The following is a 17,348-nucleotide window of genomic DNA, read 5'->3' on the forward strand; positions in this document are numbered from 1 at the left end:
CACGAGAAACCACTCGTAGGGTGATTATCACTCGGCGTGCCGAGTGTGGCGATCGTTGACGCACCCCCGGTGACTGCCTACCGTCGAGGAGGCAGGTCAAGGACGGAGGTCGGCGTGAGAAGCAGCGGCGACGGTACGGCTGGGGGCGTTCCCGGACGCGGTGTCGGAAAGAACGGCGCGTACTCATCCCCGGGCTCCCGGCTCCGCTCCACGGGATACCCGAAGCAGGGCGGGGCGGCCGATCACTCTCCGCTGCGGCCCCTGCCCGCCCCGAGCAGCAGCACCGGGGCGGCGACTGTGGGGTCCGACCAGATCGGCTACCGGGGCCCGACGGCCTGCGCGGCGGCCGGCATCACCTACCGGCAACTGGACTACTGGGCCCGCACCGGGCTCGTCGAGCCGAGCGTGCGGCCCGCCTACGGCTCCGGCACGCAGCGTCTGTACAGCTTCCGGGACGTCGTCGTCCTGAAGATCGTCAAGCGGTTCCTGGACACCGGTGTGTCCCTGCAGAACATCCGGACCGCCGTCCAGCACCTGCGTGAGCGTGGATTCCGCGACCTGGAGCGCATGACGCTGATGAGCGACGGCGCCACCGTCTACGAATGCACTTCGCCCGACGAGGTGCACGCCCTGCTCCAGGGCGGCCAGGGCGTGTTCGGGATCGCCGTCGGCGTGGTGTGGCGCGACGTGGAGAGCGCGCTGTCCCAGCTGCACGGCGAGCGCATCGACACCGGCGAGACCCTGATCGGCCACAACCCGGGCGACGAGCTGGCCCGGCGCCGCAACCGGGCCGTCTGACCACACCCGCCCGGCCCGCCCCTGTCGCGGCCCTCCCGGCGCCCGGGCGGTGTCAGTGGTGTGGTGCAGCATCGAAGACGTGAGGACCACACCGACGATCCTGCATCTCGACATGGATGCCTTCTTCGCCCAGGCGGAGCAGGCGTCCAAGCCGAGCCTGCGCGGCAAGGCCGTCGTCGTCGGCGGGCTCGGACCGCGCGGGGTGGTGTCGACCGCGTCGTACGAGGCACGCGCCTTCGGCGTCCACTCGGCGATGCCGATGGCCCAGGCGCGGCGACTGGCACCGCACGCCGCCTACCTGGTGCCGCGCTTCGGCTTCTACCGCTCCATCAGCGAGCAGGTGATGGGGCTGCTGCGGACCCTGTCACCGCTGGTGGAACCACTCAGCCTGGACGAGGCGTACGTGGACCTGGAGGCCGGCGGCGCCGCCCGGGACGCGGATGCGGCCGAACGGGTGGGCAGAAAGCTGCGCGCCGACATCCGGGCCGTCACCGGACTGACCGGCTCGGTGGGCCTCGCGGCCTCCAAGATGCTCGCCAAGATCGCCTCGGAGCAGGCCAAACCCGACGGACTGGTCCTCATCCCGCCCGGCACCGAACGCGACCTGCTCGCGCCGATGCCGGTGCGGGCCCTGCCGGGCGTCGGCCCGGCCACCCAGAACCATCTGCGCCGGGCCGGCATCCACACCGTCGGGGAACTCGCCGAGGCCGGCGAGGACGAACTCGTCCGGCTGCTGGGCAAGGCCCACGGGCACGCGCTGTACGCCATGGCGCTGGCCCGCGACGACCGGCCGGTGGTGGCCGAGCGGGAGGCGAAGTCGGTGTCGGTCGAGGACACCTACGACGTCGACATCCACGACCGGCTGCGGGTGGGACTGGAGGTGCGCCGGCTCGCCGACCGCTGCGTCGCGCGGCTGCGCGCGGCCGGGCTGTCGGGACGCACGATCGTGCTGAAGGTACGGAGGTACGACTTCTCCACCCTGACCCGGTCCGAGACCCTGCGCGGCCCCACCGACGACCCCGCCGTGGTGCGCGAGGCGGCCGCCCGGCTGCTGGACGCGGTGGACACCACGGGCGGCGTACGGCTGCTCGGGGTGGGGGTGACCGGACTCGCCGACTACACGCAGGAGGACCTGTTCGCGCAGGCCGCCGGCGGGCAGCGGACTTCGCCGGGCGAGGAGCCCGCGGACGGGACGGCCCCTGAGCCGTCCGGACCCGCCGAGCGGCAGTGGCGCGCGGGCCACGACGTGCGGCACGAGGAGTACGGGCACGGCTGGGTGCAGGGCAGCGGCCTGGGCCGGGTCACCGTCCGGTTCGAGACGCCGCACTCGGCACCGGGCCGGGTGCGCACCTTCCGGGTCGACGACCCGGCCCTGCAGCCCGCCGAACCGCTGCCGCTGGTGTGCCCGGGCCCCTCCGGCACGCCGGGGGACACCGGGCTCCGAGGCGGAACGGCGGCCTGAGGACCCCCGCCGTGCCCGACATCGGCACCGGCACCGGCGCCGGCGGACCGGGAACGGCGCCGGGCGGTGCCAGATGCTCCGTTCGGGTGGACGGAAGCCGGTCGGGTCGGGGTCAGGCCTCCTCCGAGCCCGACCCCGCCAGCTTGCCGAAGTCCCGGTCCGGCAGCGGCTCGGGGGCGGACACGTCGAGGCCGTAGTGGCGGTAGAGCCGCAGCTCCTGCTCGGGGGAGAGGTGGCGGCCGACACCGAGGTCCGGGGCCTGCCGGACCAGGGTCCGCTCGAAGGGGATGCGCAGGACGCCGTCCACCAGTTCGCTCGGTTCCAGCGGCACGAAGGCGTCGCGGGAGAACAGCCCGGTGCGTATGGCCGCCCACTCCGGTTCGCCGGTCGCGTCGTCGAGGTAGACCTCGTCGACGGTACCGATCTTGCGGCCGTTGCGGTCGACGGCTTTCCGGCCGATCAGACTGCGCGGATCGATGTCGGTCTGCACGGATCCTCCACTGGGTCGCACCTCATCCGTCAGCACAACGAAAAGGCAGAATCCGTCGAACGGCCACCCGAGTCGGCCGTCGTGCCCGCTGGTACGCTGACAGCGGCTGCTGACCCCGTGCGGGAGAGTCCCCCGGCGACCGCCGGAGGCGCCGAAGGAGCAAATCCTCCCCGGAAACTCTCAGGCCCCTGTACCGCACGGACGAGGTCACTCTGGAAAGCAGAGCGGGTGTCGACGGCTTCCGCTCTCACCGACGGTGAAAACCGGGTGCCCTAGGGCAGTCCGGTGAAGCTCTCAGGTCGATGACAGAGGGGGAGGCCGTCGGGACACCCGAGCCGTGGTGTCCCTCGAAGGTCGCGTCAGACCAGGAGGCCTCCGCATGACCGCCCAGCGCATCCCCCTCTCGCAGCTCGAACGGGGAACGCCCTTCGAACACCGCCACATCGGCCCCGACCAGGAAGCCCGGGCCAAGATGCTCGCGCAGGTCGGGTACGGCTCGCTCGACGAGCTGACCGCCGCCGCCGTCCCCGAAGTGATCAAGAGCGCCGACGATCTCGACCTGCCCGGCGCCCGCACCGAGGCGGAGGTGCTGGACGAGCTGCGCGCGCTGGCCGGCCGCAACCAGGTCCTCACCTCGATGATCGGCCTCGGCTACTACGGCACCTTCACCCCGCCCGTCGTCCTGCGCAACGTCCTGGAGAACCCCGCCTGGTACACGGCCTACACGCCGTACCAGCCGGAGATCTCCCAGGGCCGGCTCGAGGCCCTGCTGAACTTCCAGACCATGGTCGCCGACCTGACCGGGCTGCCGACCTCCGGAGCGTCCCTGCTCGACGAGGGCACCGCGGCCGCGGAGGCGATGGCACTGTCCCGGCGCGTCGGCAAGAACAAGAAGGGCCTGTTCCTCGTCGACGCGGACACCCTGCCGCAGACCGTCGCCGTGGTCCGCACCCGCGCCGAACCGACCGGCGTCGAGGTCGTCGTCGCCGACCTCGGCGACGGCATCCCGGCCGAGATCGCCGAACGCGAGATCAACGGCGTCCTGCTGCAGTACCCGGGCGCCTCCGGCGCGGTGCGCGACCTGAAGCCGGTCATCGACCAGGCGCACGAGCTGGGCGCCGTGGTCACCGTCGCCGCCGACCTGCTCGCCCTGACCCTGCTGAAGTCCCCCGGCGAGCTGGGCGCCGACATCGCCGTCGGCACCACCCAGCGCTTCGGCGTGCCGATGGGCTTCGGCGGACCGCACGCCGGCTACATGGCCGTCCGCGAGGAGTTCACCCGCAACCTGCCCGGCCGTCTGGTCGGCGTCTCCGTCGACGCCGACGGCGCCAAGGCCTACCGGCTCGCGCTGCAGACCCGTGAGCAGCACATCCGCCGCGAGCGGGCCACCAGCAACATCTGCACCGCACAGGTGCTGCTCGCCGTGATGGCCGGCATGTACGCCGTCTACCACGGCCCCGACGGCCTGAAGGACATCGCCCGGCGCACCCACCGCTACGCCGCGATCCTCGCCGCGGGCCTGCGCTCGGGCGGCGTGGAGATCGTGCACGACGCCTTCTTCGACACCGTCACCGCACGGGTGCCCGGCAGGGCCGCCGAGGTCGTCGCCGCCGCCCGCGACAAGGGCGTCAACCTGCACCTCGTCGACGCCGACCACGTCCTCGTCGCCTGCGACGAGACCACCCGACGCGCCCACCTTCAGGCCGTCTGGGCCGCCTTCGGCACCGAGGGCGACATCGACGCGCTGGACGCGAGCACCGAGGACGCCCTGCCCGCGACGCTGGAGCGCACCGACGCCTACCTGACCCACCCGGTCTTCCACCAGCACCGCTCCGAGACCGCGATGCTGCGCTACCTGCGCAGGCTGGCCGACCGCGACTACGCGCTGGACCGCGGCATGATCCCGCTCGGCTCCTGCACCATGAAGCTGAACGCGACCACGGAGATGGAGCCGGTCACCTGGCCGGAGTTCGGGCAGCTGCACCCCTTCGCGCCCGCCGAGCAGGCCGAGGGCTACCTCACGCTCATCCGTGAGCTGGAGGACCGGCTCGCCGAGGTCACCGGCTACGACAAGGTCTCCCTGCAGCCGAACGCCGGCTCCCAGGGCGAGCTGGCCGGCCTGCTGGCCGTGCGCGGCTACCACCGGGCCAACGGCGACGAGCAGCGCACCGTGTGCCTCATCCCGTCCTCCGCGCACGGCACCAACGCCGCCAGCGCGGTGATGGCCGGCATGAAGGTCGTCGTCGTCAAGACCGCCGAGAACGGCGAGATCGACGTCGAGGACCTGCGGGCGAAGATCGACAAGCACCGCGACGAGCTGGCGGTCCTCATGATCACCTACCCGTCCACGCACGGGGTGTTCGAGGAGCACGTCGCGGACATCTGCGCCCAGGTGCACGAGGCCGGCGGGCAGGTGTACGTCGACGGCGCCAACCTCAACGCGCTGGTCGGCCTCGCCAAGCCGGGCCACTTCGGCGGCGACGTCTCCCACCTGAACCTGCACAAGACCTTCTGCATCCCGCACGGCGGCGGCGGACCCGGCGTCGGCCCGGTGGCGGTGCGCGCCCACCTGGCGCCGTACCTGCCCAACCATCCGCTGCAGCCGTCGGCCGGCCCGGCGACCGGCGTCGGTCCGGTCTCCGCGGCGCCGTGGGGCAGCGCGGGCATCCTGCCCATCTCCTGGGCCTACATGCGCCTGATGGGCGGCGAGGGCCTCAAGCGGGCCACGCAGGTGGCGGTGCTGTCCGCGAACTACATCGCCAAGCGCCTGGAGCCGCACTACCCGGTGCTGTACACCGGCCCCGGCGGCCTGGTCGCGCACGAGTGCATCATCGACCTGCGCCCGCTGACCAAGGCGACCGGTGTGACCGTCGACGACGTGGCCAAGCGGCTGATCGACTACGGCTTCCACGCGCCGACGATGTCCTTCCCGGTGGCCGGCACGCTGATGATCGAGCCGACCGAGTCGGAGGACCTGGCCGAGCTGGACCGCTTCTGCGATGCGATGATCGCGATCCGGGCCGAGATCGACAAGGTCGGCGCGGGCGAGTGGCCGGCGGACGACAACCCGCTGCGCAACGCCCCGCACACCGCCGGTTCCCTCGCCGGCACCTGGGAGCACCCCTACACCCGTGAGGAGGCCGCCTTCCCGGGCGGAGTGCAGGCCGCGGACAAGTACTGGCCGCCGGTGCGCCGGATCGACCAGGCCTTCGGCGACCGCAACCTCGTCTGCTCCTGCCCGCCGCCGGACGCCTACGAGGACTGATCCGCCGGACGGACGGCGCGGCCCTGCCGGCCGCGCCCCACGGCCCAAACTGTGCCCCGGTCCGCGTGCACCGCGCACGCGGACCGGGGCACAGCCCTGTGGGCGGTGTCAGCCGCGGTCGACGTGGACGTTGGTGGCTTTCACCCGGGCGGTTGCCTCCATGCCCACCTCCAGGCCGAGTTCCTCCACGGCCTCCCGGGTCAGCAGGGAGACCAGGCGGTGCGGGCCGGCCTGGATCTCCACCTGGGCGGCGACGTCGCCGAGTTTGATCGCGGTGACGATGCCGGGGAAGGCGTTGCGCACGGAGGTGCGGGGGGTCTCGCCGGCCTCGTCGCCGGAGCGGGCCAGGTCCACGGAGAACGCGGCCAGGTCCCGGCCGTCGATGACCCGGCGCCCGCTCTCGTCGCGGTGCGTGGCCACCCGGCCCGCGTCCGCCCACCGGCGGGCGGTGTCCGGGCTGACTCCGAGCAGGCGGGCCGCCTGACCGATGGTGTAGGACTGCATGCCCGTCACGATAGGACGCGCCGGGACCGGTGCGGACGCGGGGCGGTCGCCGTCCGGGCACGGACGGCGACCGCCGTGCCCCTGTGGTTCCCCTGCGAACCCACAGAAGGCCCTCACCCGTTCACGCACCCGTCCCGCGTGTCACCGACGTCCCGGAACAGCACACCTGGGCGGTCGGGGCATGGGACAGGAACCCCGAGGGCTCGTCGCCGCAGCGGGGAACTCCCTCCGCTGGACAGGCACGCCGACGACGAAGCCGGGCAGCCCGTCCTCCCAGCGCAATGGGGCGCGGACCGCGTCTCGATATGACCGTGTCCAGCTGTCGGCACAGCCCGGCTCACACCCGTTTCGCGCCATGTGCCCAGGGAACCCGCCACGTCCCGACGGACAGGACGCATGGAGGACAACCATGAGCGGTTCCCGAGAAGCGCGCGAACCCTCGTCGCCTCTGGAGAGGGAGACGAAAGAGCGGGACGTCCACCCCGAGGAAGAAGGTCGCTCCAAGCCGGACACATCCGGCGAGACCACGGACCAAGCCCTGAAGCACCGGTCGGAGTCGGAGAAAGGCGCCGGCTGACACCGGGACGGGGAACAGCAGGCACGGGCAACCGAGTGCCTGCTTTCTCACTGTCGGGGTCCCGAGGGCGGGTACCCGGCATGCGTCATGGCCCGTCCCGCAGCCCGACAGGCGGGCGCGTCCCTGTCCCGGAGCACACGAGCGATCAGAGAGCGACCATGCCGAGGACCCTCACGGACCAGACCGTCGAGCAGCTCGGTGGAAGCGGCAGCATCCTGGTGCGGCAACGGCGCGAGCACGAAGAGATCGACCGTCTGATGAGCCGTTACCTCGACGCCGAGGAGGATCTGCGCCGGCGGGAGCGCGCCCTGAAGCAGGTGGTGCAGCTGGTGTTCAGCCATGCCTTCGCGGAGGAGACGGTGCTGTGGCCCGTGGTACGAGCCACCGTCCCGGACGGCGAGGAACTGACGGCCCGGGTCGAGGAAGAGCACCAGCAGATCAACGATCTCGTCGCGGACATCGAGCGACTGCCCGCCGGTGCCCCGGAGCGGGAGGACAAGGTCCGGCGCGTCTTCTCCCTGATCCGCGAAGACGTCCGCGACGAGGAGGATCTGCTCCTGCCCCGGTTGCAGGAGGTGACAGGCACCGCCCGGCTGCGCACCCTCGGCACCACCTGGGCGGCGGTGAGACGGACCGCCCCGACACACCCGCACCCCGTCGTCCCCCGGCGGCCACCGGGGAACGCCCTGCTGGGCGTACCGCTGAGCGTCTACGACCGTGTGCGGGACGCCCTCGGCATGGGCGGCTCCGCCTCACGTCGGCGACGGTGACCCGGCCGCACGTGCCAGGAGGCAGAACCGAAGTCCGCCGGCACGGCTGGGTCGATCGTCGTCACGACGTCCACCGAGGAACGTCCGCCTCGTGCGGCTGTCGCGGGTACTGCCGGTGACTCGGGGCGGGCATCGCCCGCATCCGATGCGGGTGCACGTCTCGCCCTCCGGCCGGGCGCGGCCCGCCCTCGAAGGGGCCGGTCTTCGGATGATCCGGCGCCGCTGAACGGCACCGCGGGCGAGCGGGGATCAGCCGGTGTGCACACGGGGCCGTCGGGCCGGGTCCGGCTCGGCCTCGCGCAGCACCTGCCGGGCGGCGGTTGCGACCTCGCCTTGCCGAAGAGGAAGAAGCGCAGGACATTGTGGAAGGGGTTCCCCTCGGTCCACGGGAAGTAGACGTGCGGGATGCTGCCGGTGGTGTCGCGGACGTACAGCAGCAGGGCGGCCAGGGCGTTGGGGATCGAGGTGGACTCCAGGGAGAGCACACGGTAACGGTCGTGCACGACGCCGCCGTGGACGCACAGGCCCGTCTCGAACTCGGAGGGGTCGGTGACCGTGACCTCGACGAAGACGAAGTCCTCGGTGCCGGGCAGGCCGTTGTCGTCGCGGATCCGCTCGATCTCGTCGTGACAGGCGGCCCGGTCCCGGTGACCGGGCACGTGGGCGACGAACCGGATGGTCCGGCTGGCGATGTCCCTGACGCGAAGCGTTCCGCCAGGGGGTCGAGGGTCACCCCGGTCACCCGTAGCTCGACGGCGCGGGCCAGCCGGGACAGCGGCGACACCGGGATGATCCCGGCGATGAAGCAGCCGCCGATCCTCACACCGTCCGGGCGCTCGACCACGTTCGCCGCGGTGGTGTACAGGAACACCGTGGAGATCACCGCGAACACGGCGGTCCACGCCCGCCGGCCCCGCTGGTGCGCGGAGATGGTCACCGCGATGGCCGCCGAGGAGATCAGCACCAGGACACCGGTGGCGTACGCCCCGCGCTGCCGGTCGATGCCGGCGTCGGAGATCCAGGTGACCAGGAAACCGAGCAGCGTGCACACGAAGACCAGCAGCGCCGCCCCGACCATGACCAGGACGCCGCTGTGCTGGGCGGTCGGGGCACTGGGCCAGCCGGTGACCACGTGCTCGGCGGTCAGGACGTGCCACAGGCGGGTGATCACCACGACGACGTTCAGCGCGAGGTAGACACCGGCGAGCGCTATGGCGACACCGATCGCCTGCAGGAATCCCTCGAGGAACACGGCGCCGAGCAGGGCCAGCAGCACCAGGGTGATCAGCACGTGGTGGTCGTGGCGGACCCCGGTCAGGTAGGGGTTCTCCACCAGGTGGGTCGAGGCGTCGGCGGCCGACAGGGTGATGGTGATCGGGAAGACGGTGGCGGCGAAACCGAGCAGGGTCAGGACGCACAGCTTGCCCTGCCAGAACGACAGCAGCCGTCTGCGCCGGCCCCGCCCGTCCGGCGTCGGCGGCCGGCGCCCGGAGGTCAGACGGTGGTCACCGCCCGGTCGCCCCAGTCGCCGTCCAGCGGGCGGTGCGGGTCGATGATCCGGCCGTCCGGCAGCAGCTCACCGGTGTCCTCGAAGAGCAGGACGCCGTTGCAGAGCAGGCTCCAGCCCTGTTCCGGGTGGTGCGCCACCCGGCGGGCGGACTCCCGGCCGGCGGAGTCGGCCGGCGGGCACGGCGGCTGGTGCGGGCACGCCCGGGGCGGGACGTGCCGTGCCGTGGGGTCCTGGGCGCTCGTGATGTCTGTCCTGCGGCTGGTGGGATGCTCCATGGCCGTCCCCCGAAACAGTGAGTGGGACCGATACCCGTGCCGAGCGCGCGTGTGCGGTGAGACCGCGGGACGGTCGCCGCAGCGCTGCTCACCGGTACAGGACGCGCCGGTGGGCCTGCGCGGTTCAACGGAACGGGGCACAGCCGGCGGGCAGGGGGCACGGACCGGCGGGCGGTGTGCGCCGGTGCACGGCCGGGTCGGCACGGCGCACCACGAGCGCCGTGCGACGAGGCCCCGCATGGGACGCCGCGTGCCCCACTGCGACGCACGGCAGCGAGGCACGCGGCGGGTCTGCGGACCGGCCGGGGCCGCTCAGGCGGGCGACCCCATGAGCCGGACGGGAGTCGCCCGGTGGGTGAGGACCGGGAGCAGGTCGGCCACGCGGTGCGGCACATGGGACGGGATGCCGGGCGGGGCCGGGGCCAGTGGCACCAGCAGATCCGTGGCCGCCGGGTGCCCGTCGGCGCTGTCGTCGGACAGGTCGCCGTGCAGCCACAGGGTGAGCATGTAGAGGCCGGGCATGGACAGCAGCCGCGGCTGGTAGTGCCCGCTCAGGGACTCCGCCTGGCGCAGCGCGCGTTCGGTGGAGGCGACGTAGGGGCCTTCGAAGAAGTGCGCGAAGGCCCAGCCGTCAGGGGTGAGCCTGGTTTCGGCGGCGGCCACTGCGCGGTCGCCGCAGCGGATGAGGAACCGCCACCCGGCCAGCCGGGTCGCGGAGAGCCCCTGAGGGGTGAACTGCTCCAGGACGTGCACCGGCAGCGGGAGTTCCGGGGTCGCCGGTTCCTGGGCGGAACGCAGGGCGGGGGTGGGTGCCTCGCGGACCGCGGTGGGGGAGCCGAGGGCCGTGAGGACGGAGCGCAGGGCGGGAGCGGGAGCCGGGGGTATGTGCAGCGGCATGGTGGGTCGCCTCTCGTTGACAGGCACGATGACGCGAGGGGTGGGGGCGGACGACACTGTCAGCTCTCGGAGGGCGAAGGGGGGCGAACGAGGCCGTCGAAGCCTCGGATCCGCGCGTCCGTGAGAAGAAAGGAAATCGGACGACGAGGTATCCGGGCGTGACCCCGCCCGCGGTCCAGCGCCACGGGTGCCGACCTTCTGCCGTAGGGGAGAGTTTATACGACACATGTTCAGTTGGTGTTTCGGCTAGCTGTTTCCGGTGAGTACAACAAGTCGTTATCCGGCCGGAATTCTGAGGCCCGATGCTTCGTGTGCAGGGGGACGGGTGCCGTGCGTGGCCCTCCGGTTGCCGTCGGTGTCGCGTGGCGGCTCGGTCGCCGTCGGTGTTTTTTCCCTGGCCGCCGGGGGTACCAGGAGATGCCGCCGCCTCATGCCCGTCGAATGTGCCTCCGCTCCAGCGGTCCGGGGCCGACGAGAGTGGGGAGAACGGGACGTTATCGATCGTGTATGCGGGGCATCATCCCACCTGACTTCGATCCCGGCGGCCGGAGCCAAGGCCGGCCCGAGCGAGGGAGGACGCCGCGATGGGCGAGAAGGTCGTCGCAGGCGAGTTCGACCTGTCCGATCGCAACCGTTACCGCGAGAAGCTCAAACGGTGCCTGGAGGCACTGGCGCGGCTGTTGGAACAGAAACGGTTCGACCGGCCCAAGAACCTCATGGGGCTGGAGATCGAATTGAATCTCCTCGGCGCCGACGGATTGCCGAAAATGCTGAATGCGCAAGTGCTCGAGCGCATCGCCAGCCGGGACTTCCAAACAGAACTCGCCATGTTCAATCTTGAAGTGAACATAGCGCCCCACCGGCTGGGCGGCCGGGTATTCGACCGGCTCGCCGAGGAGTTGCGCACCTCACTGGCATATGCAGACCGCAAGGCCGCCGAGGTCGACGCCGGAATAGCGATGATCGGCATTCTTCCCACCCTCGGCCGGGACGACCTCGTCTCCTCGAATCTGTCCGCCGTCGACCGGTACACCTTGCTCAACGACCAGATCGTCGCGGCCCGCGGCGAGGACTTCACCCTGGACATCGACGGCGTGGAGCGTCTGACCTGCACCTCCCAGTCGATCGTGCCCGAGGCCGCCTGCACCTCCGTGCAACTGCACCTGCAGGTCACCCCCGGCCGCTTCGCGGACGTGTGGAACGCGGCTCAGGCGGCGAGCGCGGCGCAGATCGCCGTCGGTGCCAACTCCCCTTTCCTGTTCGGCCGTGAGCTGTGGCGGGAGTCCCGCCCCCCGCTGTTCCAGCAGTCCACCGACACCCGGCCTCCGGAACTGCAGGCCCAGGGGGTCCGTCCGCGCACCTGGTTCGGTGAGCGCTGGGTGACCTCGGCGTACGACCTGTTCGAGGAGAACGTGCGCTACTTCCCGGCGCTGCTGCCGATCTGCGACGACGAGGACCCCCTCGAGGTGCTCGAGGCCGGCGGGGTGCCCCGGCTGGCCGAGCTGGTCCTGCACAACGGCACCGTCTACCGCTGGAACCGGCCGGTGTACGACATCACCGACGGCGTCCCGCATCTGCGGGTCGAGAACCGGGTGCTGCCCGCCGGGCCGACGGTCACCGACGTCATCGCCAACGCGGTCTTCTACTACGGCCTGGTGCGCGCCCTCGCGGAGGAGCCGCGCCCGGTGTGGACCCGGATGCCGTTCCGGGCCGCGGCCGCCAACTTCGACGCCGCCTGCCGGCACGGGATCGACGCCCGGCTCATCTGGCCCCGGCGCGGCCGCCTGTCCGGCACCACCGAGGTCGACGCCGTCACCCTCGTCCGGGACGAACTGCTGCCGCTGGCCGAGGCCGGGCTGAACGCGTGGGGCGTGGAGCCCGCGGACCGGGACCGGTACCTCGGGGTGATCGAGGAACGGTGCCGGCTGAGGGTCAACGGCGCCCAGTGGCAGGCCGCGACCTTCCACCGGGCCTTGGAACGCGGCCTGGACCGGCAGGAGGCCCTGGCCGCCACGACACGCCGCTACCGCGAGCTGATGTGGCTCGACGACCCGGTGCACACCTGGCCGGTCGGATTGCCGGAGCCGGCCGTGGTGCCGATGACCTGACCGCCGCCGGCACCGTCCGGGCACGCCGTGCCGGGGGCCGGTCGCTCCCCTTCCGGGCTGATCGGGCAAGCTGAGACGTCCCGAGACGGTGGAGTGGAGGCGCGCGTGCAGTCCGAGACCGGGCCGATGTCCGCAACCGAGTCCCAGCAACGGCCGTCACGGCGCATCCTGCGGGACGAGACCCTGCTCGTCCTCGCGCTCTCCCTGGGCGCCAGCGGGGTGTCCGCCGTGATCAGTTTCGTCGGCTCGGTGACGAAACCGGGTGGTCTGAAGGACCAGGCGGCCACCCTCAACGCCTCCGCCGCACCGGGCCGCCCCTGGCTCGACCTGGCCTGGCAGCTGTTCGGGATCGCCACCGCGCTCGTGCCGGTGGCGCTTGTCGCCCACCTGCTGCTGCGCGAGGGACGCAGCCTGCGCACCCTCGGCTTCGACCGCTCCCGGCCCTGGCCGGACCTCGGCCGCGGAGCGGTGATCGCGGCGCTGATCGGCAGCGCCGGCATCGCCTTCTATCTGGCCGCCCGCGGCCTGGGCTTCAACCTCACCGTCGTGCCCGAGGCACTGCCCTCGGTGTGGTGGAAGTACCCGGTGCTCGTCCTGTCCGCGGTGCAGAACGCGGTGCTCGAGGAAGTGATCGTCGTCGGGTTCCTGCTGCGCAGGCTGGACCAGCTGGGCTGGTCGGCGGGGCGGTCGCTGGCGGCCAGCTCCGTCCTGCGCGGCTCGTACCACCTGTACCAGGGCGTCGGCGGCTTCCTCGGCAATGTGGTGATGGGCCTGGTGTTCGTGCAGCTGTACCGGCGGTGGGGACGGGTCGGACCGCTGGTGGTGGCGCACTCCCTGCTCGACATCGGTGCCTTCGTGGGCTACGCCCTGCTCGCCGGCAAGGTCGGCTGGTTGCCCACGGCATAGCCCGGCAGCCCGGGCATCGATCCGCCGCGAGCAGGGCGCCCGGCCACCCGGTCACGCACGGGGCGCGCGGGCCCTCGCCGTGGACGAGCGGGCGCCCGCCGCGGACAGGCGCCCGCTACACCAGCAGATCGCCCTCGATGACGGTGACCGCGTGCCCGGCCAGCAGGGTGCGCTCGCCGCGCACGGTGGTGCGCACCAGCCCGGAGCGGGCCGAGGCCTGCAGGCCGGTGAGGTCGTCGCGGCCCAGGCGCGCGGACCAGAACGGGGCCAGGGCGGTGTGGGCGCTGCCGGTCACCGGGTCCTCGTCGATGCCGACGTTCGGGAAGAAGCAGCGCGAGACGTAGTCGTAGCCGCGGGCGGGGTCCTCGGCGCGGGCGGTGGCGATGACGCCGCGCGCGGAGCAGGCGGCCAGGGCGTGCAGATCCGGTTCCAGGGCGCGGACGGTCTTCTCGTCGGCGAGCTCGACCAGCAGATCGCCGACGGACGCCCCGGTGTCCACGACCGTGCTCGGTGCGGCGCCCAGCGCCTCGGCGACCCCGTCGGGCACCTCGACCGGCGTCAGCGACGCGGTGGGGAAGTCCAGGGTGATCGAGCCGTCGTCCGCCGGGGCCGCGCTCAGCACACCGCTGCGGGTGGCGAAGCGCACCGGCCCGGTGTGGGCGCCGGTGGTGTACAGGACATGGGCGGTGGCGAGCGTGGCATGGCCGCACATCGCGACCTCGGTGGCGGGCGTGAACCAGCGCAGCGCCCAGTCCGCCTCCGCGTCCTCGGGCAGCGGGTGCGCGAACGCCGTCTCGGGATGGTTGATCTCCCGTGCCACCCGCTGGAGCCAGTCGTCCTCGGGGAAGGTGTCCAGGAGAAGGACCCCTGCGGGGTTGCCGGTGAAGGGGCGGTCGGTGAAGGCGTCCACGATTCGCATGCGCATGCCCTGACGGTACGGGCGGGCACGGTCCGTGGCCAAGCCGGTGCGGGCTGCGGTTCGGGTGTCCTGCCCCGCCGACAGCGGTCGTCCAAGCTGACCTGCGTGGGCCGTGGGCCGGACCGGGTGGGACGCGGGGGCATGGTGCCTCGAGACACGTCGCGTCTCGCTGACGCGGTTCCGCGTTCGGATCGCGATGCCGGTCGCCTGATCCAGGCGGCTTCGTAGGCGTGCAGGGCGGTGATGACCGTGGCACGTTCCGCGGGCGTGAGGCCGCGCATGACGCGTTCGCAGGCGAAGGCACTGCGGAAAGCCTTGCGCCGATCGGTGCGGCGTAGTCGGGGGCGATGGAGACGATGCGGCGGCGGCGGTCGGCGGGATCGGCGGTGCGCTGCAGGACGCCCGGCCGTGACAGCTCGCTGACCATGAGGCTGACGGTCGTCGGGGCCATCTCCAGCCGAGCGGCCAGCTCGTCGATGCCGGCGGGGCCGTCGTACTCCAGGTGGGCCAGCAGTGCGGGGTCGGTGAGGATCTCCGTTCCGGCACCATGGTCGAAGTCGTGGCTCGCGACCGGGAGGCCGCCGGCGACATCGCCCAGTCACCCTCGGTGTCATGGAGGCCTTCCGGGAGGTGTGGCGTACCGGCGTCAAGGAGCGGCAGGAGGAGGCGCTCGCCGTCGCGCCGTGACGCGCAAGCGGCTGTCCCGATCCTCGCCGGCGACGAGTGACCCGGCCGCCGGTACGGCGGGGCGGGGCGTGTGCCGGGGCGGCAGTGCCGGACGGTGCGCACGGGGTGCCCTCGTACCACCCGTCCGGCCCGCGCAGCCTGCGAAGAATGGCCGGATCTCCTCCGTAAGGAGGAGATTCCGTCCGGTCGGATCCGCTTGGCGAGGGACGCGCAGATGCTCCCCGTCGGCGATGCGTGCGGGCCGCGGGACTGATGAGGTGGAGGGGTGCAACCCCGCATCCCCAGGCAGCCGGCACCCGAGGACGGCTGCGTTCCCGGTGAGGGCGCCGGGCTCGGCGCCGAGCTGGCGGCCGTGGTCACCGCCGCCCGCAGGAGGGCGGTCCGCGACGCGGACCGGCACACCGACACCGCCCACCTGCTGCACGCCCTGCTGGAGGCCGACCCCGAGGTGCGCGCAGCCCTCGGCGACGGCCCGCTGATCGCCCGGCTGCTCGGCTACCTGGTCCAGCGCAGCATCGGATACGGGCTGCGCTGGCGCGGCAGTGTCGAGGACTCCGGGGCGCTGCCCGTGTTCACCGAGGACGCGCGCCCCACGGCGGACGGCCGGCGCTGCTCGCCCGCGGCCCGCGCCGCCCTCGCCCACGCCCGCAGGCGCGCCGCGCGGCACGGCCGGGACGCGGCGTGCGGCCTGGATCTGCTCGCCGGCCTCCTGGCCGACCCCCGGTCGCGGGCCGCCGAGGTGCTCACCCGCGCCGGGGCCTGCCCGGACGAACTGGCCGCCCGGCTCGACGACGACGCCCGGACCCGGCCCCACCGCACCTCGCCCACGCACGGGGACCACGCCGGCCTTCCCGATCCCGCCTGACCCGGCCGCGGATCGCCCGAGACCGGTGAGCCGCACGGCGGCACCGTCCGGCCGGTGAGACAGGTGTCAACGGGGGTGACGCTGGTGTCGGCGCCTGTCATCATGTGCCGGTGGTGACGTCGTCGATCGGTCGCAGGCCGCCCGGCAAGGCCGTGGGGCTCGGTATCGCGCTGGTGTCCGCGTTGTCCTTCGGCGGGTCCGGAGTCGCGGCCAAGCCGCTGATCGCGGCGGGCCTCGACCCGCTGCACGTGGTGTGGCTGCGGGTCACCGGCGCGGCCCTGGTCATGCTGCCGCTCGCGGTGCGCCACCGGGCACTGCTGCGGCAACGGCCCGCGCTGCTCGCCGGATTCGGGCTGCTCGCGGTCGCCGGCGTGCAGGCCTGCTACTTCGCCGCGCTCTCCCGGATCCCCGTCGGGGTCGCCCTGCTCATCGAATACCTCGCTCCCGCGCTGGTGCTGGGCTGGGTGCGGTTCGTGCGGCGACGGCCGGTGTCCCGGGCCGCCGTGCTCGGCGTGGTCCTCGCGGCCGGCGGACTCGCCTGCGTCGTGGAGGTCTGGTCGGGCCTGGGCTTCGACCCGCTCGGGCTGCTGCTCGCGCTGGGCGCGGCCGGCTGCCAGACCGGCTACTTCGTCCTCTCCGACCAGGGCACCGGCAGCGGCCGTGCCGCCCCCGACCCGCTCGGGGTCATCGCCTACGGGCTGCTCGTCGGCGCCGTCGCCCTGACCGCCGTCTCCCGGCCCTGGACCATGGACTGGACGGTGCTCGCCGGCACCGCGCACCTCGACGGCACCCCGGTCCCGGCCGCCGTTCTGCTGGGCTGGATCGTGCTGATCGCGACCGTCCTCGCCTACGTCACCGGGGTCGTCTCGGTGCGAAGGCTCACCCCGCAGGTCGCGGGCGTCGTGGCCTGTCTGGAAGCGGTGGTCGCCACGGTGCTGGCCTGGGTGCTGCTGGGCGAGCACCTCTCCGCGCCCCAGGTGGCCGGCGGTGCCGTCGTGCTGCTGGGCGCGCTCATCGCCCAGTCCTCGACCCCCGCCGAGGGCGCGGCGGAACCGGTGGCCGGCGGCGGCACGGACCGGACGTTGTCGGCACGGGGCAGTGCGGCTTAGGGTTCCGCTCATGCACGCGAAAGCACTCGTTCTTCCGCCCCCCGCCGCCTGAGGCGGGCCCCGGTGGACCGGCCCGGCACGACGCCGGGCCGGACAGCCGTACGACCGGACCGGGTCCGACGGGTCCGGCGCGCGGCGTCGGCCTGTCGCACAGCGGATGACCGCCCGCTGCGACAGGCCCGGACGGTGCTGCCCGCAGAAGGAAG

14 protein-coding genes, 2 pseudogenes and 1 riboswitch are annotated in these 17,348 nt (G+C 72.8%); of the genes and pseudogenes, 9 read left to right on the plus strand and 7 right to left on the minus strand.

Annotation, left to right across the window (positions count from 1 at the left end):
• The first annotated feature begins 114 nt into the window (after nt 1-114).
• Both OG899_RS22965 and OG899_RS22970 read left to right on the plus strand, forming a co-directional pair.
• Nucleotides 115-798 carry a MerR family transcriptional regulator gene (locus OG899_RS22965; RefSeq protein WP_125500275.1) on the plus strand — a complete coding sequence of 228 codons (684 nt, stop codon included), beginning with the start codon at nt 115-117 and terminating at the stop codon, nt 796-798.
• Between the two features lie 79 nt (nt 799-877).
• Nucleotides 878-2,260, plus strand: a complete 1,383-nt coding sequence (locus tag OG899_RS22970) for a DNA polymerase IV (RefSeq protein ID WP_168131439.1) — start codon at nt 878-880, stop codon at nt 2,258-2,260.
• A 112-nt stretch (nt 2,261-2,372) separates the two neighbouring features.
• Here OG899_RS22970 and OG899_RS22975 read toward each other — a convergent pair whose 3' ends face one another.
• Nucleotides 2,373-2,750, minus strand: coding sequence for a PRC-barrel domain-containing protein (locus OG899_RS22975; RefSeq protein ID WP_125500273.1), 378 nt, complete (start codon nt 2,748-2,750; stop codon nt 2,373-2,375).
• 110 nt (nt 2,751-2,860) lie between these two features.
• Nucleotides 2,861-2,956: riboswitch (glycine riboswitch) on the plus strand.
• A 173-nt stretch (nt 2,957-3,129) separates the two neighbouring features.
• On the opposite strand from OG899_RS22975, the gene gcvP reads away from it, so the two are divergent.
• Nucleotides 3,130-6,015 (plus strand): aminomethyl-transferring glycine dehydrogenase, encoded by a 2,886-nt coding sequence (gene gcvP / locus OG899_RS22980; RefSeq protein ID WP_125500272.1) that lies wholly within the window; start codon nt 3,130-3,132, stop codon nt 6,013-6,015.
• Nucleotides 6,016-6,123: 108 nt separating this feature from the next.
• Here gcvP and OG899_RS22985 read toward each other — a convergent pair whose 3' ends face one another.
• Complete coding sequence (locus tag OG899_RS22985) at nt 6,124-6,519, minus strand: molybdopterin-binding protein (protein WP_125500271.1); 396 nt, start codon at nt 6,517-6,519, stop codon at nt 6,124-6,126.
• A gap of 409 nt (nt 6,520-6,928) precedes the next feature.
• On the opposite strand from OG899_RS22985, the gene OG899_RS22990 reads away from it, so the two are divergent.
• Together OG899_RS22990 and OG899_RS22995 are read left to right on the plus strand one after the other, a co-directional pair.
• Nucleotides 6,929-7,096 carry a hypothetical protein gene (locus OG899_RS22990; protein ID WP_185867966.1) on the plus strand — a complete coding sequence of 56 codons (168 nt, stop codon included), beginning with the start codon at nt 6,929-6,931 and terminating at the stop codon, nt 7,094-7,096.
• Between the two features lie 158 nt (nt 7,097-7,254).
• Nucleotides 7,255-7,866, plus strand: coding sequence for a hemerythrin domain-containing protein (locus tag OG899_RS22995; RefSeq protein ID WP_125500270.1), 612 nt, complete (start codon nt 7,255-7,257; stop codon nt 7,864-7,866).
• A 249-nt stretch (nt 7,867-8,115) separates the two neighbouring features.
• Here the strand turns inward: OG899_RS22995 and OG899_RS23000 are convergent.
• The 3 genes and pseudogenes from OG899_RS23000 to OG899_RS23010 form a co-directional block, all read right to left on the minus strand.
• A pseudogene (locus OG899_RS23000) lies at nt 8,116-9,340 on the minus strand (hypothetical protein); the annotation flags it as partial.
• A 20-nt stretch (nt 9,341-9,360) separates the two neighbouring features.
• Nucleotides 9,361-9,621, minus strand: coding sequence for a DUF5999 family protein (locus OG899_RS23005; RefSeq protein ID WP_125500283.1), 261 nt, complete (start codon nt 9,619-9,621; stop codon nt 9,361-9,363).
• Between the two features lie 342 nt (nt 9,622-9,963).
• Nucleotides 9,964-10,548, minus strand: a complete 585-nt coding sequence (locus OG899_RS23010; RefSeq protein WP_168131440.1) for a hypothetical protein — start codon at nt 10,546-10,548, stop codon at nt 9,964-9,966.
• Between the two features lie 584 nt (nt 10,549-11,132).
• Here OG899_RS23010 and OG899_RS23015 point away from each other — a divergent pair.
• Together OG899_RS23015 and OG899_RS23020 are read left to right on the plus strand one after the other, a co-directional pair.
• Nucleotides 11,133-12,656, plus strand: coding sequence for a glutamate-cysteine ligase family protein (locus OG899_RS23015; protein ID WP_189427639.1), 1,524 nt, complete (start codon nt 11,133-11,135; stop codon nt 12,654-12,656).
• A gap of 126 nt (nt 12,657-12,782) precedes the next feature.
• Complete coding sequence (locus OG899_RS23020) at nt 12,783-13,562, plus strand: CPBP family intramembrane glutamic endopeptidase (protein ID WP_125499965.1); 780 nt, start codon at nt 12,783-12,785, stop codon at nt 13,560-13,562.
• 115 nt (nt 13,563-13,677) lie between these two features.
• Here OG899_RS23020 and OG899_RS23025 read toward each other — a convergent pair whose 3' ends face one another.
• Entirely contained in the window at nt 13,678-14,487 is an 810-nt protein-coding gene (locus tag OG899_RS23025; RefSeq protein ID WP_125499964.1) for a PhzF family phenazine biosynthesis protein, read from the minus strand.
• Between the two features lie 418 nt (nt 14,488-14,905).
• Nucleotides 14,906-15,079, minus strand: a pseudogene (locus tag OG899_RS23030) (hypothetical protein); the annotation flags it as partial.
• Between the two features lie 354 nt (nt 15,080-15,433).
• Here OG899_RS23030 and OG899_RS23035 point away from each other — a divergent pair.
• On the plus strand, nt 15,434-16,033 hold the full coding sequence (locus OG899_RS23035) for a Clp protease N-terminal domain-containing protein (protein WP_125499963.1): 600 nt from the start codon (nt 15,434-15,436) through the stop codon (nt 16,031-16,033).
• Nucleotides 16,034-16,137: 104 nt separating this feature from the next.
• Nucleotides 16,138-17,142 (plus strand): DMT family transporter, encoded by a 1,005-nt coding sequence (locus tag OG899_RS23040; protein ID WP_125499962.1) that lies wholly within the window; start codon nt 16,138-16,140, stop codon nt 17,140-17,142.
• The last annotated feature ends 206 nt before the right edge of the window (nt 17,143-17,348 follow it).

It is taken from the genome of Streptomyces thermoviolaceus, assembly GCF_045209695.1.
GTDB lineage: Bacteria > Actinomycetota > Actinomycetes > Streptomycetales > Streptomycetaceae > Streptomyces > Streptomyces thermoviolaceus.